At 67.3% G+C, this 20,473-nt stretch carries 24 protein-coding genes; 11 read left to right on the forward strand and 13 right to left on the reverse strand.

Annotated elements, in window-relative coordinates; genetic code table 11:
- The 5 genes from QZM35_RS27475 to QZM35_RS27495 form a co-directional block, all read right to left on the reverse strand.
- On the reverse strand, positions 1 to 626 hold a 626-nt coding region (locus QZM35_RS27475), incomplete at its 3' end, for an ABC transporter ATP-binding protein (protein WP_301777315.1).
- A 63-nt stretch (positions 627 to 689) separates the two neighbouring features.
- Complete coding sequence (locus tag QZM35_RS27480) at positions 690 to 875, reverse strand: hypothetical protein (protein ID WP_301777210.1); 186 nt, start codon at positions 873 to 875, stop codon at positions 690 to 692.
- Between the two features lie 253 nt (positions 876 to 1,128).
- A complete protein-coding gene (locus QZM35_RS27485; protein ID WP_089428463.1) occupies positions 1,129 to 1,596 on the reverse strand; it encodes a nucleoside deaminase in 468 nt (155 codons plus the stop codon).
- A 107-nt stretch (positions 1,597 to 1,703) separates the two neighbouring features.
- Positions 1,704 to 2,174: a cyanase gene (cynS, locus tag QZM35_RS27490; RefSeq protein ID WP_089428464.1), complete on the reverse strand. Its 471-nt coding sequence runs from the start codon at positions 2,172 to 2,174 to the stop codon at positions 1,704 to 1,706.
- Between the two features lie 35 nt (positions 2,175 to 2,209).
- Positions 2,210 to 2,869 (reverse strand): carbonic anhydrase, encoded by a 660-nt coding sequence (locus QZM35_RS27495; RefSeq protein ID WP_301777211.1) that lies wholly within the window; start codon positions 2,867 to 2,869, stop codon positions 2,210 to 2,212.
- Positions 2,870 to 2,982: 113 nt separating this feature from the next.
- Between QZM35_RS27495 and cynR the strand changes: the two genes are divergently transcribed.
- Entirely contained in the window at positions 2,983 to 3,879 is an 897-nt protein-coding gene (gene cynR / locus QZM35_RS27500) for a transcriptional regulator CynR (protein ID WP_301777212.1), read from the forward strand.
- A 75-nt stretch (positions 3,880 to 3,954) separates the two neighbouring features.
- Here cynR and QZM35_RS27505 read toward each other — a convergent pair whose 3' ends face one another.
- Positions 3,955 to 4,158, reverse strand: coding sequence for a hypothetical protein (locus tag QZM35_RS27505; RefSeq protein WP_089429190.1), 204 nt, complete (start codon positions 4,156 to 4,158; stop codon positions 3,955 to 3,957).
- Positions 4,159 to 4,192: 34 nt separating this feature from the next.
- Positions 4,193 to 5,512 carry a DUF3422 family protein gene (locus QZM35_RS27510; RefSeq protein ID WP_089457473.1) on the reverse strand — a complete coding sequence of 440 codons (1,320 nt, stop codon included), beginning with the start codon at positions 5,510 to 5,512 and terminating at the stop codon, positions 4,193 to 4,195.
- A gap of 161 nt (positions 5,513 to 5,673) precedes the next feature.
- Here QZM35_RS27510 and QZM35_RS27515 point away from each other — a divergent pair, with 161 nt between their 5' ends.
- Positions 5,674 to 6,549, forward strand: coding sequence for a LysR family transcriptional regulator (locus tag QZM35_RS27515; RefSeq protein WP_089428468.1), 876 nt, complete (start codon positions 5,674 to 5,676; stop codon positions 6,547 to 6,549).
- Here the strand turns inward: QZM35_RS27515 and QZM35_RS27520 are convergent, their stop codons facing one another.
- The 3 genes from QZM35_RS27520 to QZM35_RS27530 all read right to left on the reverse strand — a co-directional run bounded on the left by QZM35_RS27520 (position 6,550) and on the right by QZM35_RS27530 (position 8,754).
- A complete protein-coding gene (locus tag QZM35_RS27520) occupies positions 6,550 to 7,110 on the reverse strand; it encodes a hypothetical protein (RefSeq protein ID WP_301777213.1) in 561 nt (186 codons plus the stop codon).
- A 148-nt stretch (positions 7,111 to 7,258) separates the two neighbouring features.
- Entirely contained in the window at positions 7,259 to 7,609 is a 351-nt protein-coding gene (locus tag QZM35_RS27525; protein ID WP_089428470.1) for a hypothetical protein, read from the reverse strand.
- A 224-nt stretch (positions 7,610 to 7,833) separates the two neighbouring features.
- The gene (locus QZM35_RS27530) at positions 7,834 to 8,754 is read right to left on the reverse strand and encodes a LysR family transcriptional regulator (RefSeq protein WP_301777214.1); all 921 of its coding nucleotides are present in this window, start codon (positions 8,752 to 8,754) and stop codon (positions 7,834 to 7,836) included.
- 325 nt (positions 8,755 to 9,079) lie between these two features.
- On the opposite strand from QZM35_RS27530, the gene fae reads away from it, so the two are divergent.
- The 4 genes from fae to QZM35_RS27550 all read left to right on the forward strand — a co-directional run bounded on the left by fae (position 9,080) and on the right by QZM35_RS27550 (position 13,682).
- Positions 9,080 to 9,604 carry a formaldehyde-activating enzyme gene (gene fae, locus QZM35_RS27535; RefSeq protein ID WP_011356415.1) on the forward strand — a complete coding sequence of 175 codons (525 nt, stop codon included), beginning with the start codon at positions 9,080 to 9,082 and terminating at the stop codon, positions 9,602 to 9,604.
- 48 nt (positions 9,605 to 9,652) lie between these two features.
- The gene (locus QZM35_RS27540; RefSeq protein ID WP_039369873.1) at positions 9,653 to 10,675 is read left to right on the forward strand and encodes an aldo/keto reductase; all 1,023 of its coding nucleotides are present in this window, start codon (positions 9,653 to 9,655) and stop codon (positions 10,673 to 10,675) included.
- Between the two features lie 53 nt (positions 10,676 to 10,728).
- Positions 10,729 to 12,180 (forward strand): NAD-dependent succinate-semialdehyde dehydrogenase, encoded by a 1,452-nt coding sequence (locus QZM35_RS27545; RefSeq protein WP_301777215.1) that lies wholly within the window; start codon positions 10,729 to 10,731, stop codon positions 12,178 to 12,180.
- 167 nt (positions 12,181 to 12,347) lie between these two features.
- Positions 12,348 to 13,682 carry an MFS transporter gene (locus tag QZM35_RS27550; protein ID WP_301777316.1) on the forward strand — a complete coding sequence of 445 codons (1,335 nt, stop codon included), beginning with the start codon at positions 12,348 to 12,350 and terminating at the stop codon, positions 13,680 to 13,682.
- A gap of 161 nt (positions 13,683 to 13,843) precedes the next feature.
- Here the strand turns inward: QZM35_RS27550 and QZM35_RS27555 are convergent, their stop codons facing one another.
- Together QZM35_RS27555 and QZM35_RS27560 are read right to left on the reverse strand one after the other, a co-directional pair.
- Positions 13,844 to 14,143 carry a type II toxin-antitoxin system RelE/ParE family toxin gene (locus QZM35_RS27555; protein ID WP_301777317.1) on the reverse strand — a complete coding sequence of 100 codons (300 nt, stop codon included), beginning with the start codon at positions 14,141 to 14,143 and terminating at the stop codon, positions 13,844 to 13,846.
- On the reverse strand, positions 14,140 to 14,397 hold the full coding sequence (locus QZM35_RS27560) for a type II toxin-antitoxin system ParD family antitoxin (RefSeq protein ID WP_089428476.1): 258 nt from the start codon (positions 14,395 to 14,397) through the stop codon (positions 14,140 to 14,142). Before QZM35_RS27560 ends, QZM35_RS27555 begins: the two co-directional genes overlap by 4 nt.
- A 229-nt stretch (positions 14,398 to 14,626) precedes the next feature.
- Between QZM35_RS27560 and QZM35_RS27565 the strand changes: the two genes are divergently transcribed.
- From QZM35_RS27565 to QZM35_RS27575, 3 genes are all read left to right on the forward strand, one after another.
- Positions 14,627 to 15,346: a hypothetical protein gene (locus QZM35_RS27565; protein ID WP_301777216.1), complete on the forward strand. Its 720-nt coding sequence runs from the start codon at positions 14,627 to 14,629 to the stop codon at positions 15,344 to 15,346.
- 75 nt (positions 15,347 to 15,421) lie between these two features.
- On the forward strand, positions 15,422 to 16,180 hold the full coding sequence (locus QZM35_RS27570) for a hypothetical protein (RefSeq protein ID WP_301777217.1): 759 nt from the start codon (positions 15,422 to 15,424) through the stop codon (positions 16,178 to 16,180).
- Positions 16,177 to 16,530, forward strand: a complete 354-nt coding sequence (locus QZM35_RS27575; RefSeq protein WP_089428479.1) for a hypothetical protein — start codon at positions 16,177 to 16,179, stop codon at positions 16,528 to 16,530. The genes QZM35_RS27570 and QZM35_RS27575 overlap by 4 nt, the downstream gene beginning before the upstream one ends.
- 164 nt (positions 16,531 to 16,694) lie before the next feature.
- Here the strand turns inward: QZM35_RS27575 and QZM35_RS27580 are convergent, their stop codons facing one another.
- A complete protein-coding gene (locus QZM35_RS27580; RefSeq protein ID WP_301777218.1) occupies positions 16,695 to 17,570 on the reverse strand; it encodes a LysR substrate-binding domain-containing protein in 876 nt (291 codons plus the stop codon).
- A 222-nt stretch (positions 17,571 to 17,792) separates the two neighbouring features.
- Between QZM35_RS27580 and QZM35_RS27585 the strand changes: the two genes are divergently transcribed.
- Together QZM35_RS27585 and aldA are read left to right on the forward strand one after the other, a co-directional pair.
- Entirely contained in the window at positions 17,793 to 18,731 is a 939-nt protein-coding gene (locus QZM35_RS27585; RefSeq protein ID WP_011356424.1) for a LysR substrate-binding domain-containing protein, read from the forward strand.
- 312 nt (positions 18,732 to 19,043) lie between these two features.
- Entirely contained in the window at positions 19,044 to 20,468 is a 1,425-nt protein-coding gene (aldA, locus tag QZM35_RS27590) for an aldehyde dehydrogenase (protein ID WP_301777219.1), read from the forward strand.
- Positions 20,469 to 20,473 lie beyond the last annotated feature (5 nt).

The raw sequence follows: 20,473 nt of genomic DNA on the forward strand, positions 1-20,473 counted from the left end.
GCCTCTTCCTGGTCGTGCGTGACCATCACGCAGGTCACGTCGACCTTCTCGATGATGTTCACGAGTTCGAGCTGGGTTTTCTGGCGGATCTTCTTGTCGAGCGCGGACATCGGCTCGTCGAGCAGCAGCAGCTTCGGGCGCTTGACCAGCGAGCGCGCGAGCGCGACGCGCTGCTGCTGGCCGCCAGAGAGCTGATGCGGCTTGCGCTGCGCGTACTTGCTCATCTGCACGAGCGCGAGCGCATCGGCCACGCGCTCCTTGATCTCGTTCTTTGGCGTGCCTTCCTGCTTCAGGCCGAACGCAACGTTCGATTCGACCGTCATGTGCGGGAACAGCGCGTACGACTGGAACATCATGTTCACCGGGCGGCGGTACGGCGGTAGCGACGCGAGGTCCTCGCCGTCGACGAAGATCTTGCCGGAGGTGGCCGTCTCGAGGCCCGCGAGCATGCGCAGCAACGTCGACTTGCCGCAGCCCGAGCTGCCGAGCAGCGCGAACAGCTCGTTCTTCGCGATCGTCAGGTTCACGTTGTCGACGGCGGTGCTGTCGCCGAATTTCTTCACGACGTTTTCGATGCGCACGAACGTGTCGTTCGGCTTGAGCATGTCCGTCGTCGGGCGATGCATCGCATCAGGTGTACTGAATGAATCCCGTTTCATGATGGTCCGTTGTAAGCAGGTAAGCGAATCTCAGGCGTCAGGCGCGAACGGCTGGGCAGCCGCACGGTGCTGGCGGAGAGGAATCGAGCGATTCCTCGTCCGGAACGTATGGCGCAACGAAACAGGGGTGAGGAAACGCACGGCGATCGGCGGCCATCCGTGGCGACCGACCGAGGTCGCTGCGCAGGCTGACATGAAGATTTCATCGGTTTTCATCGGGCTTTCCGCACGTTTCTTTCGTCTCCAGTGCGAATTTTTAAACCCGTCAAAAAGCTTTTGGATCGCGGATTTCGGTTCCGGACATTGAACGGGATCGATGTTTGGCGAGGCAGGAAAACGGGGGCACGAGCCGGCCCCGTGCGGCAGTGCGGGTGCCCGGCGGCACGGGCGCCGTCGGGTGGAACGGAGGGTGGGGAAAACGAGCAGCCGGGCGGCTGCCGGGCGCGGCCGGTGCGCCGCGCGGGTCACGTCACTTCGCGTTCAGTTCCTTCCAGCGCCGGTAGACGTTGATCGCATCGCCGTGCTTCTGCTGCACCATCGGCAACCGGCGCTCGTCGATCGGCTTCGCATATTCGGCGTAGAACGTGTCGAGCTCGAAATACTTGCGGTCGTCGCGGTAGAACGGCGCGTAGTCCTCGCGCGTCGTGATGTAGACCACGCGCTTCGGGCTGCAGTAGTACAGCGAACCGAGGCACATCGGGCACGGGCTCGCGAGAATGTAGATCTCGCAGTCGCTCAGGTGCTCGGTGCCGAGCGTGCGGCACGCATCGCGCACCGCGAGGATCTCGGCGTGCGCGGTCGGGTCGCTGGTTTGCGCGACGAGGTTCGGGCTTTCCGCGACGATCTCGCCGTCGCGGACGATCACCGTCGCGAACGGGCGGCCGCCCTCTTCCACGTTCTTCATCGCAAGGTCGATCGTGCGTTTCACAAAATCCATGGCTGCGTCCTCGTTGAAACGGAATGGCGGGAACGTGCGCCGGCCGGCGGCCCACGCACGTCGGGCGGGAACCTGCGCGGCACCGCTGCCGCGGCGCCGCGCCGGCGTCAGAACGGCTTGGTCGGCAGGTACTTGCCGTCGAGCGTGATCACCGCGCGCGAACCGCCTTCGGGATCGTCGACCTTCTTCACGTCGAGCCGGAAATTGATCGCGCTGATGATGCCGTCGCCGAACTTCTCGTGGACCAGCGCCTTCAGCGTCGTGCCGTACACCTGCAGCATTTCGTAGAACCGGTAGATGGTCGGGTCAGTCGGCACGCGATCGTCGATGCTGCCGCGCAGCGGGATCATCTGCAGCAGCAGCACCGCATCGTCGTCGAGGCCGAGCTTGTCGGCAACGCTGCGTGCGGCTTGCGCCGGCAGCGCGTGCTGGCCGAGCAGCGCGGCCGTCACGAACGCTTCGCTCAGGCCCGTGCCTTCGGTGAGCTGCGCGAACGACAGGTTCTTGCGCGCCTTCGCGAGCACGATGGTTTCGGCAAGTGCGTGGCGGGCGGTCTGGCTGTGCTGGGACTGGATCATGGCAATTCCTCGTGGTGGGTGGGAGCAATCCGGATTCAGGCCGCGACGGCAAGCGTCGCGGGCGTGGCGCGGACCTCGGGGTGGTCCGCCAGGGGGACGAACCGGCCGGTTGCGCCGTCGTAGGCGTCGATGCAGCCCGATTCGATGTCGTAGACCCAGCCGTGCAGCGCGAGGCGCCCTTCTTCGAGCGCGAGCCGCACGGCAGGGTGCGTCTTCAGGTTCGCCAGTTGCGCGACGACGTTCTCGCGCACCATCGAGTCGATCCGCTCGCGTTCGCTGCGATGCGTGCGCGCCTCGTTCACGACCCGCGCCGAATCGGCGTAGCGCAGCCAGTGGCCGACGGCCGGCATGTGATCCATGCACTGGCAGGTGGCGATCGCGGTCATCGCGCCGCAATCGGAATGGCCGCAGATCACGACGTCGGTCACGCGCAGCGCGGCCACCGCGTATTCGACCGACGCCGATACGCCGCCCGGCTCGGGGCCGTACGACGGCACGATGTTGCCGGCATTGCGGATCACGAACAGGTCGCCCGGTTCGCGCTGCGTGACGAGTTCGGGCACGAGCCGGCTGTCCGAGCACGAAATGAACAGCGCCCGCGGGTTCTGGCTGCGCGCGAGATCGCGGAACAGTGCGGCGCGCTCCGGATAGGCGTCGCGCTGGAACTTCAGGAAGCCTTCGATGATGTCCTTCATCGTGTGTTCTCCGGGGCAGGTGGAATCGATGAAGGGCAGGTTACGCCGGACTTCCAATAACGTAAAAGACTGATTTATGATCTACCCGATAAGCATGACTTATAGGAACCGCCATGCTGCTGCGCCATATCCACTACTTCCTCGCCGTCGCCGAGCACCGCAGCTTCACGCGCGCGGCCTCCGCGCTGCACGTGTCGCAGCCCGCGCTGTCCCAGCAGATCCGCCAGCTCGAGGAGACGCTCGGCGCGCAGCTGTTCGACCGCACCGGGCGCGTGACGCAGCTGACCGACGCCGGCGACGTGTATTTCCGCTATGCGCGGCAGGCGCTGCACGATCTCGCGGAAGGCCGGCGCGCGATTCACGACGTGCAGGACCTGAGCCGCGGCTCGCTGCGGATCGCGGTCACGCCGACTTTCACGAGCTATCTCGTCGGGCCGCTCGTCGAGGCGTTTCACGGCCGCTATCCGGATGTGTCGCTGTCGGTGCGCGAGATGTCGCAGGAGCGCATCGAGGCGCTGCTCGTCGACGACGAGCTCGATGTCGGCATCGCGTTCGAGGACGTGCAGACGGCGGATATCGAAGCGCACACGCTGCTGGTCGAAACGCTCGCGCTCGTCGTGAACCGCGAGCATGCGCTCGCCGGCAAACGCAAGGCCGGCGTGCGCGCGCTGCACGACGCGCCGCTCGTGCTGCTCACGGCCGAGTTCGCGACACGCGTGCAGATCGATCGCTATTTCCGCGAGCACGACGTGCGGCCGCGCGTGTTGATGGAAGCGAATTCACTGGGGGCGGTGATCGAGATCGTGCGCCGCACGAACCTCGCGACGCTGCTGCCGGCGACGATCGCGACCGGGCACGACGATCTCGCTGCCGTCGCGCTCGATCCGGCCGTCCTGCGGCGCACGGCCGTGCTGCTGCAGCGCAAGGGGGCGTACCGAAGCGCGGCCGCGCGCGCGTTCGTCGAACTGGCGCTGGCGCAGCAGGCGGGGAAAGGGGGAAAAGGAAAGTGAACCGCGCCCGGCACGTCTCGAGACGTGCCGGGTCATGAAGGCCGGCGTTGCCCCGTACCGGGGCATGCCATCGCGTCAGTTGTACCCGAGAATCGCCACCGCCGCGACGTCCGGTCGATCGATCGTATTCCCGACGAGCGACGTCATCGGCTCCTGCAGCACGGCCTGATACGACGTCACGCGCGGCTCGTCCGGCGCGCCCGGCTCACCCGGTGCCGGTTCGTCGAACGCGGCATCGAAACCGCTGTAAAAGCCCGCTTGTGTCTGCGAAAAAGTCATCTCCATTCCTTTCATTGATTGTGTTTTAGATGTTCTAACCAGCCTGCTTCAACGCCGCCGCATGCACCGGCGCGCCGTCATGCGCAGCCTCCGATCGCGCCAGCTGCGCGCGCGTGCGCCGCGTAATGTGAATCACCGCGAACACGACCGGCGCGATCAGCAGGCCTTCCGCCAGCTCGGGATCGACCGGCAGGTTCATCACGTGCAGCGCCTTGAACGCCGCCGTCGCCAGCGACAGCACGTAGTACGAAATGGCCGCCACCGACAGCCCTTCGACCGCGTGCTGCAAGTGAAGCTGATTGCGCGCGGTGCGCTCCATGCCCGCCAGCAGGCGCGTCACGTCCTTTTCCTGGGCAAGGTTCACGCGCGTGCGCAGCAGGTCGACCGCCCGCGCGATCCGCGCAGCGATCTGCTCGTGGCGCGCCCATACGCTGCGGCAGGTTTCCATCGCCGGCGCGAAGCGGCGCTCCATGAATTCGGCGATCGTCGGCATCCCTTCGATGCGCTCCTCGCGCAGCTCGTGGATGCGCGCCAGCACGAGCTTTTCGTACGCCCGCGACGCGCTGAAACGTGCGCCCGATCCCGACAGCGATTCGACCCGCACCGCGAGATGCGTGAGCTTGACGAGCAGCGCCGTGTCGTCGCCGTCCGCGCCGCTCGCGTCCATCCTCTGCATCAGCGCGTGCAGCGCCGCGTGGATCTCGTCGAGCTCGCGGCTCATCCGGCGCGCGACGGGCAACGCGAGCAGCGCCATCATCCGGTAGGTTTCGATTTCATACAGGCGCTGCAGCAGCCGGCCGCCCTGCTCCTCGCGGAAATCCTCGTCGACCACGAGAAAGCGCATGAAGCCGTCGTCGCGCACGTGCCAGTCGCAGAACACCTTGCCGCCGCCGAGCACGTTGCTGCCGACGAGCGCGGGCCCGTCGATCCAGCGGCGCAGGTCGCCGCACACGAGCCGCGCGGCGTCGCCCGACAGCAACTCCATGCGCACCGCGACGAAGCGGATGCCGGCCAGCCGCGCGAACCACGCGGCCGGAATGCCTTCGATCGCGAGATCGTCGAAATAGCCGGTGTCGCGACGCGGCGCGACGAACGTGAAGGTCGAGAATTCGGTGTGACGTTCCCACTTCAGGTGCCAGCCGCTCGGCGACTGCACTGCGTAGTGTGTCGCGCCTTCGTGCGGCGCGGCGATGCCGGTGTCGCGGCACAGCGCGTGCAGCAGCGTTTCGTGGATGTCGGGCTGGCCGTCCGCGTAGATCGCGTAATGCGTGAGCGACACGGCTTCGGCGAGCCGCAGGAACGGCCGGGCATGCAATTCCGCGGCCAGTGCGGCGCGCAACGGATGGTCCATCATCGAGACACCACGCTTTCCTGTTCAGTGCTGCACGCCGGCTCAGCCGGCCCGAACGCCACGCCACCCTCGGGCGAAACGTCAGCGTGATCGCACTATGGCAGACACACAGCAACAATAAAAACGCATAATGCTGATCGTTACGTTCAGTTTTCCTTATACCTATGAAGATGCTCGATCACGACGTGCTGGCCACCGTCGTCGCCGTCGCGGAAACCGGCAACATGACCCGCGCCGCCGAGGCCGTGAACCGCTCGCAGTCGGCCGTGAGCATGCAGATCAAGAGCCTGGAAGACGCGATCGGCCGGCCGCTGTTCGTGCGCAAGCCGCGCAGCATCGTGCTGACGCGCGAAGGCGAGGTGCTGCTGGGATTCGCCAGACGAATGCTGGCGCTGCGCGACGAGGCGTGGGCGGCCGTGGTGCGGCCGGAAGTGACCGGCAAGGTCGTGATCGGCGTGCCGGACGACTATGCGTCGTCGCTGCTGCCGTCGGTCCTGAAGAAATTCTCGGCAACCTACCCGAAGGTCGAGATCCAGGTGATGGGACTGCCGAGCAGCGCGCTCGCGCCGCTGATCAAGGACGGCACCGTCGATCTCGTGTGCGGCACCCGCATCAAGGGGTTGTCCGGCGACTTCATCCGCCACGAGCCGATGGCGTGGGCCGCGATGACGAACGGGCCGCGCGTGTGGGAAGAACGGCCGCTGCCGATCGCGGTGTTCATGCCGGGCAGCGTCGCGCGCGAGAACGCGATCCGCAGCCTGGAACGCGCGAAGGTGCCGTACCGCACCTCCTATGAAAGCCCGAGCCTGCTCGGGCTGCTCAGCATGGTCGAGGCCGGCCTGGCCGTCGCGCCGCTCGCGCGCTGCGCGATTCCCGCGCAGCTGTCGATGCTCGGCCGCTCGCACGGGCTGCCCGACCTGCCGCCGCTCGAGCTGATCCTCGCGCGCAGCACCAAGTCGAAGCGGCCGCCGTGCGACTTTCTCGCGGAACAGCTGATGGAAGACCTGCAGCGGCAGACCGGGCAGACCGGCGAAGCCTGATCAGCGCGTCGCGCCGAACCCGGCCGCGCCCAGCGCCGCGTTGACGTTCGCGGCGACCGTATCGACGAGCGCCTCGAGCGTATCGCCGCGCACGTGCCGGTGTTCCGGCGCGACGTGCTCCTTGCGTTGCCAGCCCCACTGCGCGCCCGACGCGACCGACAGCGTCGCGCCGAACACGTTGCCGTGGCGGAGGCCGAAGGTGCTCACGCACCGCCCGGCCACATAGTCCTGTTCGGGCAAATAAAGCCGGATCTCGACCGCGACCTGGTCGCGATCGTTGACGCGCGCGGCCGGGCTGACCGGCGACGCGAACGTCTTGCCGATCCGCCAGCTCACGCAGGTTTCCCACGCCGCGAGCGGCCCGCCGGCCGCGTCGACCCGTTCGGTGTCGACCGACCACTGATGCCGGTCGGGCACGACGATCGCCTGGTGCAGCAGCACTTCGGCCACGCGCACCGTCGTCACGAGCTGACGCGCGAGCTGCTGGCCCGACGGCAACGACGCCGTCCGTACGCGGCGGCTCTCCGGCCGCGCGACAGGTACTGCTTCCATGAGGTGCATGACCCCTCCGTATTCAGGATCGGCGCCGCGCACGCGGTGTCGCGCGCGTGTCCGCCGTCGGTCGACGGACAGCACGGCGACCGGCAATCGGCAATCGGGCGGCGCATCGGACCAGCCATCCACGAGCGAGCAATAACCGTTCCCCGCGTCACCGCGCGTTCGGCCCGATGCGCAGGCGGCGGGCAACCGGCCCGATCACCGCATCGGCCTGCTGCGCGATCAGCATGTGGAGCGTGAAATCCAGGTCTTCCGGCGCGATGTCGAAGTGCACGTGAACCACGTCGCGCACGGCACGCGCGCTGACGACGTACACGCCGAGCGGGGAATGCAGCAGCGCCGCGAGGCGGGCGTGCGCGTGTTCGCCGGAGTCGGCCGTCAGCGTGACGGGCAACTGCAGGCGCGGGCGCGGCGGCGGGAACGGAATGACGTTGTCGGGTGCGCCGGCGCGCAACGGGCGGCCGGCGACATGGAAGGCGGGAACGGGATGAATGAAGGTCATGGAGCGGACGGAAGCCGTCTCGGCTGTTCGACACATCCCCAGCTTAGAAGAGACGACATAAACGTCGTGCAAAAAAACGCTGCGGCAGTGCAAAAAACGGCATAGGGGACACAACACGCCATCGGCCGGCAGCTGGCCGCGCGATCGTCATGGGTGCGCGGTGGTCGCGCGCCACGGCGCGCGTCAACCTCGCCCGCGCCGGGTTCGCCCGTCGGTTCGTCCCGTTACGCGGCGAAAGCGTCGAGCGACGCGCGCCGCCGCTCGTCGACCATCGATTCGATCAGCGACACCAGGTCGTCGGTCAGCGGATCGCAGATGCCCGGCGAGCGATGCAGTTCGAGGTCGGCCGCCGGCAGCGACGGAAAGCCGTCCGCCTCGTCGAGCACGCGCCAGTTCCCGGGCAACGTGCAGCGGTCGATCATCGTCACGGCCGCGCCGTGGTTCACCGCGATCTTGATGCCGGTCGGGCTCTGGCTCGTGTAGACGACGTGAAACGACCGGTCGGCCGTCGCGAGGGCCTGCAGCCCGCGCTGCCGGTAGCAGCACGTTTCCGGGAACAGCGCGAGCGGCACCGACGCCTGGCGGTCGAGCGCGAAATCACGGTGCGCGGCCCACACGACGTCGTGCCGGCCCAGCACGCGCCCGCCCGCGCCGGGCCCGTGCCGCACGACGAGCGCCACGTCGAGCTCGCCGGCCTGCAGCCGGTCGAGCAGTTCGAGCGACATCCGGCAATGCACGTGCAGGCGCGCGCCCGGCCGCATCGCATAGAACGACTTCAGCAGGTCGGGCAGCCACAGCTCCGCGTAGTCCTCGGGCAGCCCGAAGCGCACGACGCCGCGGTCGCTGCTCGCCTGCTTCAGCGCGAGGATCGCGTCGTTCTGCACCTGGATGATCCGGCGCGCGTGGATCAGGAAATTCTCGCCGTCGCGCGACAGCTCGAGCCGCCGGCTGTTGCGCATGAACAAGTGCGTGTCGAGCCGTTCCTCGAGCGTGCGGATGCGCAGGCTGATCGTCGATTGCGTGCGATGCAGTTGCCGGGCCGCCGCGGTGAAGCCACCGCTTTCGACGACCGCGACGAACGCCCGGATCAGTTCCGGATCGAGCGAACTGAGCTTCGACCAATCGGGCTTTTGAATGGCAGCCATCGAAATTACTCGCTTTCGAAAAAAGAAGGGAAGACGAAAGATAGGGCTCGGAGTACGCCGATTGTTGTCCGGATGCGCTCGGCCCTCCAACCCCTGCCCGGGTATGACAAACCCGGAGCCGGTACGCGCATGCCCACCCGCCGCTCCCGCCCCGCCCGCCGTCACGACCACGGCCGAGGCCCGCCCGGCGGGCGTGCGCGGGCCGGCTTCAGGGCTTTCCCGGAGACGACGAAAACTCATGGCCCGATCAGAAAACATCGATTCACCGGCCGCCACACGGCCCACCACAATCGCCTCACCCTCACCTCATCGACGAGACACCGCAATGACCGCATCCCAACCCAGGCAGCTTTACATCGGCGAAGGCTTCGAAGGCCCCGGCGTCAACCTCGCGCACATCAACGTGCTGGTCGGCCCGCGCAACGGCCCGGCGGGCCAGGCGTTCGCCACCGCACTCGCGACGCCGTCGGCCGGCCATGCGCCGTTCGTCGTGATCGCGCAGCCGGGCGTGCCGACCAAGCCGCTCACGCTGTACGTGAACAAGGCGCAGATCGCCAGCGATTTCCACGGCAACGCCACGTGGGGCGCGTCGCAGGCCGGCATCGCGAAGGCCGTGGCCGAAGCGCTCGAGAACGGCACGCTGCCGCCCGAAGCGGAGAACGACTGGGTCGTCGTGTCGGCGAACTGGGTGAACCCGCAAACGGACGACCTCGACGCCGTGTTCGAGAACAACTACCGCGCGTGCCGCAACGCGATCGTCGCGGCGATGGAAGGGCTGCCGCATCGCGACGCGGTGTTCGCCGCCGCCCGCGACGTGTCGAACCCGTTCTACACCCCGAAGAAAAACTGACGACGACAAGCGGCCGACGCACGACGGACGGCCGCATCTGGAGGAAACATGGAATACGTCCGCCTCGGCCAGTCCGGCCTGAAGGTGTCCCGCCTGTGTCTCGGCACGATGAACATGGGCACCCCCGAATGGAAGCCCTGGATCTTCGACGAAGCGCAGAGCGAGCCGATCGTGCGCCGCGCGCTCGACGCCGGCGTGAACTTCATCGATCTCGCGGATTTCTACTCGACGGGCGTCGGCGAGGAAGTGGTCGGCCGCATCCTGAAGCGCAACGCGCGCCGTGAGGAGCTCGTCGTGACGACCAAGGTCGGCTACGACATGGGCAGCTATCCGAACGCGGGCGGCCATTCGCGCAAGCACGTGCTCGACGGCATCGACGGGTCGCTCAAGCGCCTCGGGATGGATTACGTCGACATCTTCATGCTGCACTTCTTCGACGTGAACACGCCCGTCGAGGAAACGATGAGCACGCTGCACGACATCGTGCGGGCGGGCAAGGCGCGCTATATCGGCGTATCGACGATGTACACGTGGCAGTTCGCGAAGATCATGCAGGCCTGCGAACGAAACGGCTGGGACAAGCCGATCAACATGCAGCTGCAGCTGAACCTCGCGTATCGCGAGGAAGAGCGCGAGATGGTGCCGTACTGCATCGACCAGGGCGTCGGCGTATCGGTGTTCAGCCCGCTCGCGCGCGGCCTGCTCACCTGCGAGCCGCAATCGACGCGCAACCAGACCGACTTCTTCACCGCGCAGATGTACGGCGATGCGTCGTCGCTCGCGATCGCGGCATCCGTCGCGAAAGTCGCGAAGCGCCGCGGCGTGCCGCCCGCACAGATCGCGCAGGCATGGGTGCTGAGCCGCCCCGGCATCGCGAGCATGCTGGTCGGCGCGGATTCCGTCGCGCAGTTCGACAGCGCGCTCGGCGCGCTCGAAACGCAGCTCACCGACGAAGAGCTGCACGAGCTGGAACGCAACTACACGCCGTGCGACCTGATCAACGACTACACGGCCGGCAAGCGCATCGCGCGCGAATCGCGTCCGGCGCAGGGCAGCTTCGCGACGGACTGAAGCACTGATGCACTGAATCACGAAGCTCCGAGGCACTGAAGGAACGACACACAATGAATGAATTTCTGAGGACCGGCCATTTCATCGGCGGTGAATGGCACGAATCGCATGGTGCGAGCGATGCAACCTATCCGGTGCTGAACCCGGCGACCGGCGAGACGATCGCGAAGGTCGCGAAAGGCGGCGCCGACGACACGCAACGCGCGATCGATGCGGCAGCACACGCGTTTCCGGCATGGCGCGCATTGACCGCAAAGGAACGCGGCGCCCGCGTGAAACGCTGGGGCGAGCTGATGCTTGAAAACCGCGACGCGCTCGCCGAGCTGCTGACGCGCGAGCAAGGCAAGCCGCTCGCGGAAGCGCGTGGCGAAGTCGCGTATGCGGCGAGCTTTCTCGAATGGTTCGCGGAAGAAGCGAAGCGCATGTACGGCGACGTGATCCCGAGCCCGAAGCCGAACGCGCAGATCGTCGTCACGCGCGAGCCGGTCGGCGTGGTCGCGGCGATCACGCCGTGGAATTTCCCGCTGGCGATGATCACGCGCAAGGCCGGCCCCGCGCTCGCGGCCGGCTGCACGATGGTGTTGAAGCCGTCCGAGGAGACGCCGCTGTCGGCGTTCGCGCTCGCGGTGCTCGCCGAGCGCGCGGGCGTGCCGGCCGGCGTGTTCAACGTGGTGTCGGGCGACGCGGTCGCGATCGGCGAAACGCTGACGAGTTCGTCCGTCGTGCGCAAGCTGTCGTTCACGGGTTCGACGCGGGTCGGCAAGCTGCTCGCGAAGCAGTCGGCCGACACGCTGAAGAAGCTGTCGCTCGAACTCGGCGGCAACGCGCCGTTCATCGTGTTCAACGATGCCGATCTCGATGCGGCGGTCGAAGGCGCGATCGCATCGAAGTTCCGCAACACGGGCCAGACCTGCGTGTGCGTGAACCGTTTCCTCGTGCAAGACGGCGTGTACGACGCGTTCACGCGCAAGCTCGCGGATGCCGTGCGCAAGCTGCGCGTCGGCAACGCGCTCGCGGGTGAAGTCGACCAGGGGCCGCTGATCAACGAAGCGGCGCTCGGCAAGGTCGAGCGGCACGTGGCCGACGCCACCGCGAAGGGCGCGCACGCGCTCACCGGCGGCAAGCGTCACGCGCTCGGCGGCACGTTCTACGAGCCGACCGTGCTGACCGGCATGACGGCCGACATGCTGATCGCCGAAGAGGAAACCTTCGGCCCCGTCGCCGGCTGCTTCCGCTTCGCGACCGAGGAAGAGGCCGTGGCGGCGGCCAACGACACGCCGTTCGGGCTGTCCGCGTACTTCTACACGCGCGACCTCGGCCGTGCATGGCGCGTGTCGGGTGCGCTGGAGAGCGGGATGGTCGGCGTCAACGACGGGATCATCTCGACCGAAGTCGCGCCGTTCGGCGGCGTCAAGCAATCGGGGCTCGGCCGCGAAGGCTCGAAGTACGGCCTCGACGAGTACGTGGAACTCAAGTACACGCTGATGGCCGGCCTCGGCCGCTGACCGCCGGCCGCTCCCCGCGGTCGACCCGCGCCGCGCGCCGTCCGGCCGCGCGGCGCCCTGCACGGCACGCGCGGCGGCGCTCCGCCCGCGCGCGCCGCCGCGCGCCCGATAACCATCCAGGAGACAGCTTGACTCAAGCCAACGTTCAATCCGGCACCGCACGCGCGTTGCCGCTGTCGCGTGGCGCCGATGCGCCGCACCGCCCCGTCGCACTCGACGACGTGCCGCTCAACCGCTTCCACGTGAAGATCGCCGGCCTGACGTTCGGCGCGCATTTCACCGAGGGCTACACGCTCGGCACGATCGGCTATGCGCTCGCCGCGCTCGGCCGGCAGATGCCGATCGACGCGTTCTGGATGGGGATGATCGGCAGCTCCGCGCTGATCGGCATCTTCTTCGGCAGCCTCGTGTTCGGCTGGCTGTCCGACCGGATGGGCCGGCAGAAGATCTTCCTGACCAGCTTCGTGATCATCACGGCGGCCGCGTTCGCGCAATGCTTCGTCACGTCGCCGCTCGAACTGTGCGTGCTGCGCGTGCTGATCGGCTTCGGGATGGGCGGCGACTTCACGGTCGGCCACGCGATCCTCGCCGAATTCTCGCCGCGCAAGCATCGCGGCGCGCTGCTCGGCTCGTTCAGCGTGATCTGGACGATCGGCTATGTGGCCGCGAACGTGCTCGGCCTCGCGTACAGCGACGTCACGCCGGATGCATGGCGCTGGCTGCTCGCGTCGGCTGCGTTGCCCGCGCTGATCGTGCTGGTGCTGCGGATCGGCACGCCCGAATCGCCGCGCTGGCTGCTCGGCAAGGGCCGGGAGAAGGAAGCACGTGCGATCGTCGCGAAGCATTTCGGGCCACACGTGATGCTCGACGGTTCGACCGAGCCGCATGCGCATGGCGGCTTCGCGCGGCTGTTCCAGCGTGACCTGATCCGCCGCACGATGTTCAACTGCGCGTTCTTCGTGTGCCTGGTGATTCCGTATTTCGCGATCTACACGTTCCTGCCGACGATCCTGAAGACGATCGGCCTCGCCGAAGGTTTCGGCGCCGACCTGCTGCTGAACGGCTTCCTGGTGCTCGGCGCGCTGATCGGCATCTGGCTGACGATCCGGCTGTCGCGGCGCGGCTTCCTGATCGGCTCGTTCGCGGTGACGTGCGCGTCGCTCGTCGCGCTGGCGGTGCTGCCGTCGTCGGCGGCCGTCGCGATGATCGTCGCGTTCGCGATCTTCACGCTGACGATGTCTGCGTTCAGCAACCTCGTCGGCGTGTTCCCGCCCGAGTGCTTCCCGACCGAAGTGCGCGCGAGCGGCGTGGGTCTCGCGATCGCGGGCAGCCGGCTCGGTTCGGCGATCGGCACGTTCCTGCTGCCGGTCGGCATCGCCACGCTCGGCTTTCACGCGACGATGTTCGCGTTGGCGGGCGTGCTGCTGGTGGGGATGATCGTGTCGATCGCGTGGGCGCCGGAGACGAAGCATCTGACGCTGGAGGAGGCGTCGGGGCATTGATGAGGGCGGCGGGTTGTGTGGCCGCCAGCTTCATCGTGCTCGATGGAGGCTTTCGTGTCGACAAGCCGCTGATACGCTGCGGCGATGCTGCGCTCGATTCGAACGAACCCGGCCGCGGCCGGGTTCGTTCATTTGGGACGCGATGCGATGCGCACGTTCGCTCAGAACAGGATCGATGCGTAGTCCCGCGCGCCGTGCAGGATGTGAAGAATGTCGATCCGCGCAGGCGGATCGCCGACGACCCGATAGAAGATCTGGTAGTTGCCGTACACGCGGTGCCGCACGCCGTGGCGCTCGTAGCGCGGCACCAGCGGAAACGCCAGCGGCATCGCGACCAGGCTCAGGCATTTGTCGCGAATCTCTCGCACGAACGTCACGGCACGTTGCGGGTTGTCGCGTGCAATGTAATCGGCGATCGCTTCGAGTTCGGCAATCGCAAAGTCGGACAGGCGCACGGTCAGGCCTGCCGATCCGCCTGGGCCCGATACTTCGCCTCGAGCCGATCGAAGACTTCCGCTGCGTCGGCGCTGTGCCCTGCTTCCGCATCGGACAGGCTGCGTGCAATCACGGCGTCCAGCGCGTTCAGCTGTGCCTCGCGATCCTGGATGAGGCGTACACCTTCGCGAAGCACTTCGCTCTTGGATCCGTAGCGGCCTGATTCGACCAGTTTCGTGACGTAAGCCTCCAGTTGCTGCCCCAGTTCCGCACTGATCATGTCGACCTCCCGACCGGATTGAATTCGATCCATCGAGCGTATCGCGCCTATCAACTATTATCAAGAAGAGGGTCTCCAAAAGATCGGCGCGAATGCTTTCGAGGTGCCGATCGGGCGGAGGGACGGAACCGGACGCGCTTCAGGCAGGCTGCTTTGGCGCCGGACATTCATCCGGTTTTCGTGCGCACTCGTGTAGCCTTACCGGACCCTCACCGTGCGAGCAGCGATCATGATTGAAGACATCGTCACGCCACAACCTGGCCTGAAGGTCTACCCGCCAGACGCCGACGTCTTTGCCGAGCCGCATGCCGCACTCGCGCGCCACCTGCATCCGCTGGTGTCGATCGACCTGTCGACGGTCAATCCGTCGTGGGAGGGCTGGATCCACCTGCTCAGTCCCGTCGAACCGTACGACGGGCTCGTCGGGCAGGACACGGCCGCGTATCACAACGACTATCTGCGCGCGAACTGGATCGGGTTCCGGCTCGACGACGACAACCGCTACACGCTGCTGGGCGACCCGCGCTACTTCTATCTGGAAAACCCGCCCGGCACGCATGACGCGGGCTATCGCGCGGAACTGGAGGCGCACTACGCCGAGCAGCAGGCCAGCATCGAAGCCGCGCGCCGGCGGTTCGCCGAATACGGCGTGCTCTACTCGTCCAACCAGTACGCGCCGGACGAGCGCGATTTCAGCCAGGAAAAGCCGTGCAACCTGATCGACCAGCTCGGCGGATCGGTCGGCTGGGGCAACTGGTCGGGCACGTCGGATTTTCCGGTCGACGACCGCAATCCCGACGACATCCGGCCGCTCGGCCCCGACGGTGCGCGCTTTCGCTTCGTCGCCCGCGTCACCGGCTGGGAATACCGCGCGATGGGCGCGGACTCGATTCTCCTGTTTTACGAGCCGGCCAGCCGCGTGGCGCTGCTGACGTTCGACTGGTCGTAGGGCGGGCGGGACGGGCGGGCGCTCCGTCTCGTGATTGGCCGTTTGGCGGACTCTGCCCGCGGGATTCGCGCCGATATGCTGGGGGCTTTCCATTCATCGCTGGAAGCCATGCCCGCTCAACCTGTCGATCTCGGTCATGTCCTGCCGTACGAGACGACGTACTTCGACGATCGGCTCACGGTCGATCGAAACGACCTCGATATCGCCGCGTTGCTCGGGGTGAGCGGCAGCGTCCCCGACGAACTGCTCGTTTCGTTGTGCGGCGCGCCGGCCGGATCGGAAATCCAGGCCTATCTCGACAGCAGAGGCCGTTTGACGCTCTCGGTCACGCACCCTACCTGGATCCGATCCGAAAACCGCGTATTGGTCCGTCGAGAATCGGACACATCCCTACTCGAGCTCAAGACAATCGATCTCGTCGATAACGCAGTCACGGGACTCGGCGCGGCGATGCTGTGGCGAATCGTCAGGGCATCCGATAAGTTGGGCATCAGCCGAATCATTGCATTCGCAGCGGGGGGCCGGAAGGCAGCGCCCAAACCGGGCGGGCGCCGGCTATTCGGGTACTACGCATGGCCACGGTTCGGCTTCGACGCGCCCATTCCGGACAAGTGCGGCGATGAAGCGGCGCTGTTCCAGTATTTCCAGGGGCACCCGGTCGGTCTTGCCGACGGATCACTCCGGTCGCTGCGTGCGCTCTATGCGACGCGATTCGGGCGGGATTTCTGGCGCGTAGCGGGATCACATCGCTGGATGACATTCGACGTCACACCGCACGGCATGTCCGTGCGGGCGCTGCAACGTTACTTGATCGAAAAGGGGATTTACGAATGAACGCAAAGCACACGCCGATCGCCGGATTCCGGATCACGCGCCCCACGGCGAAGCGCGGCCGGCCGTCGAGCCGGCGTCCTCTCGCCCTCAGCGCCGAAGCAAGGCGTCTCCTCGATGCGCTCGTCACAACCGAGCTCCATCACAGCCTGGCGCGTGTCATGCGCAAGTCCGCCGTCGGGCACGACACGCGGACGGCCAACATGCCGGTATCCCCGCCGCGACGCGCCGTCTTCAACGTCGGGCGTATCGATCTCTCGAAGTGCCAGTTGCCTGTCGAATCGATCGCCGACATAGAATTCTGGGGGCGCCGGGAAACACTCATGCACTTCGGGCACGACCCCGACCGGTAGCCGGCAACGACGACGAAGCCGCATGGCCCAGGCCGTCAACGATCGTGACTATCGCCGTTCCCCGTAACGATCGTTGACAGACGCCAACACCGCGAGAACAGCAGGACTGGCGCGGACTGATCCGATTTCTCACGCATTTCGATCAGCCGCGTCCCACTCCCGCCCTACCCCCTCCTCGCCGCCTGCTCCCTCAACCACGCGGCAAACGCGACCACCGGCTCGACCGCCACACTCTCCGGCTCGACATCGAGCCAATACCCGAACGGCCCGATCGGCTGCACCGGTGACAGCCGCACGAGGCTGCCCTCGCCGATCTCCTCCTCGATCATGTTCAGGTCGACCACCGCGAGCCCCGCGCCCTTGCGCGCCGCGCGGATCGCCTGTTCGAGCGTCGAAAACTCGATGCCGTCGCCGATCCGCGCCGGCGGCACGCCCGCCTGCTCGCACCAGTCGTCCCACAGCGTCAGGCGCTTGCCTTCGTGCAGCACATGCAGCGACGGCAACCGGCCCAGCAGCACATCCAGCGCATCGCCGCGATAGCGCGGCGCGCCGACGAGCGCATGCCGCTCCATCATCAACAGCTCCGACTGCATCCCGGCGCGCGCCGCGCGCCCGAAGCGGATGTGGCAATGGCAATCGTCATCCGGCTCCGTGCGGATCGACAGCTCGACGTCGGGCAGCGCCTCCGCGAGCGTGCCGAGCCGCGGCGAAAACCACTGCGTCGCGAACGTCGGCGGAAGCGACACCGTCAGCCGCCGCTTCGCACCCGGCCGCGTGGCGACGATTTCGCCGACGCCCCGTTCGATCGTGTCGAACGCCTGCCCGATGAACGGCAGCAACCGCTCGCCGGCATCGGTCAGGCGCACGCCCTTGTGATCGCGCTCGAACAGCCGCGCGCCGAGCGCTTCCTCGAGCAACCGGATCTGCCGGCTCACCGCCCCCTGCGTCACGCACAGCGAAACCGCCGCGCGGTTGAAGCTCAGGTGACGCGCGGTCTCCTCGAAAAATCGCAGTGCGATCAACGATGGCAGGCGTCGCATGATGTGTGTCCCCTTCGTTCGTATCGTTTGTATCGTTCGTGTCGTTGCCGGCCGGCACCGCCGGCCCGCCTGCGGGCAGCCTTGTCACGACGAGGCACGCCAGCCGCCCTACCGTAAAACCCCCGCGCCCAACGTCGCCGCCATTCAGCGACCCCGCGCCCGCGCCACCCGCCTACAATAAGCATCCCGCACCAAACACGACACCGCCCCGTGAGACGCAAGATGCCGGCGCTGAATGCGCTGAAAGCCTTCGAGATGGCCGGCCGCACCGGCAGCTTCACGCGCGCGGCCGAGCTGCTCAACGTGACGCAGAGCGCGGTGAGCCGCCAGGTTCGCCAGCTCGAGGGCCAGCTCGGCGAAACCCTGCTCGAGCGCCGCCATCACCAGCTCGAACTGACCGCGGCCGGCCGCGTGCTGCTGCGCGCGCTGCAGCAGTCGTTCGACAAGATCGAGCTGACCGTGCGCAGCCTGCAGGAAAAAACCCACCTGAACCGCCTGCGCGCGAACGTGCCGCCCACCTTCGCCGCGCGCTGGCTAATGCCGCGCCTCGGCCGGCTGCGCGACGCGCATCCCGAATTCGAGCTGAGCCTTACGACCCGCATCCACGACAGCCTCGGCGAATCGCGCGTGCTCGACTGCGCGATCCGCTTCGGCGACGGCGAATGGGACGGCTTCGACAACGCGCTGCTGATGCAGGAGCAGCATATCGCCGTCTGCGCGCCCGCGCTGTATGCGCGGCTGCGACAGGACGGCGCGCCGATCGACCTGAACCGCTTCACGCTGCTGCACGTGCTCGCCACCGACGACCAGCGCTACCTGACCTGGCAGCACTGGCTGAAAGCAGCCGGCATCGCCGACGTCGACACGCGCGGCGGCTACGAATTCGACCTGCTCGACCATGCGATCCGCGCGGCGATCGACGGCCTCGGCATCACGATCGCCGACCGCCACATGGTCGCGCGCGAACTCGCGACCGGGCAACTGATGCAGGTGCTCAACGTGCACGTCGACGGCCACCAGTCGTACTGGTTCGTCACGCGGCCCGAGCAGACGAACCTGCCGCACATCGTCCAGTTCCGCGACTGGCTGCAGCAGGAAGTGTGGCTCGCGAAGCGCCATCTCGAACCGTCATCGCCGCTGCCGCAGGTGCCGCTGGCCTAGCGCGCGACCCGCCCCGGCCACCCTCGACCTGCGGCCGCGGGCGACACCTTACCGGCTTCCGCGCCCGTCCGCACTCGGACCAGTCGGAAAATACGACAGCCCTCCGCCCGCTCCCCCCCGGGCCACGCCACGGCAGCCTTGCCGGACGGGCGACTCCAGCCGATTCGCCGAGTAACGTGCGTTTTTCTCATGTTCGACGCGAAAATAAGTCGTTTGTCGTGCGCTAAACGCATGAACAGAATGGCCGCTATCCCGTGCCACGCGTGTCGCCACTCGAAGCGATCCGCCTGCATTCATCGGAGGAGTCACTTCATGCGCACCGAACGCAACTACGTGAACGGCCGTTTCGTCGCCCCGGAAAGCGACACGTTCATCGTCGTCCACAATCCCGCCACCGAAGCGCCGTTCGCGCGCGTGCCGGCCGCGACACCGGCCGACGCGCTCGCCGCCGTCGACGCCGCGGCCGCCGCGCAGAAGGCATGGCGCAAGCTGCCGAGCGCCGAACGCGCCACGTACCTGCACCGCTTCGCCGACGCATTGACCGCGCGCGCGCCCGACATCGGCGCGGCGCTCGCGCAGGAATCCGGCAAGAGCGTCGCGGACGCATCGAACGAAGCGGTCTACGCGGGCCAGATCACGCGCTACCACGCCGAGTGGGCGCGCCGGATCGAGGGCGAGATCATCCCGAGCGACACGCCCGACGAGAACCTGTTCCTGCAGCGCGAGCCGATCGGCGTCGTCGCCTGCCTGATCCCGTTCAACTACCCGGTCTACACGCTGCTGCGCAAGGTCGCGCCCGCGCTGATCGCCGGCAACACCGTGGTCGTGCGGCCGAGCAACCACACGCCGGTGTCCGCGTTCGAGATCGCGAAAGCCGCCGACGATGCCGGCTTCCCGCCGGGCGTCGTCAACATCCTGACGATGGACCACGCGACGGCCGAAGCGCTGTGCACGCATCCGGCCGTCGGCATGATCACGCTGACGGGCAGCGTGAACGCCGGCCGCAAGGTGCTCGACTACTGCAAGGCGAACATCGCGAAGCCGTCGCTCGAACTCGGCGGCAAGACGCCCGCGATCATCGAGCCCGACGCCGACCTCGAACGCGCGGCCGCCGCGCTCGTCGCGTCGAAGACGACCCATTGCGGCCAGCTCTGCACGGCCATCGAACGCGTGTACGTGCACGACAGCGTGCACGACCGCTTCGTCGCGCTGCTGAAGGAGAAGATGGCGGCCGTGCGCATCGGCGACCGCGCGGAAGACGCGTCGCGGATGGGGCCGCTCGTCAGCGCATCGGCGCGCGCGCACATCCACGGGATGGTCGAACGCGCGATCGCAGCCGGCGCGACGCTCGAAACCGGCGGCGCGATTCCGGCCGGCCCCGGCTTCTTCTACCCGGCCACGCTGCTCACCGGCGTGCGGCAGGACATGGAGATCGTGCAGGAGGAAACCTTCGGCCCGATCATGCCCGTGCTGCGCTACACGACGCTCGACGAGGCGATCGGGTTCGCGAACGACCACCAGTTCGGCCTGTCGTCGGTGCTCTACACCGAGCGCTACCGCACCGCGATGACCGTCGCGAACGCGATCGAAGCCGGCGAGCTGTACGTGAACCGCACGCCGGCCGATCCGTACCAGGGCTTCCACGCCGGCTGGAAGCGCTCGGGCCTCGGCGGCGACGACGGCAAGCACGGGATGCTCGAATTCACGCAGACGCGCCTCGTCGTCATGAAGTACTGACGCCG

The organism is Burkholderia sp. AU45274 (assembly GCF_030482505.1).
Classification (GTDB): Bacteria; Pseudomonadota; Gammaproteobacteria; order Burkholderiales; family Burkholderiaceae; genus Burkholderia.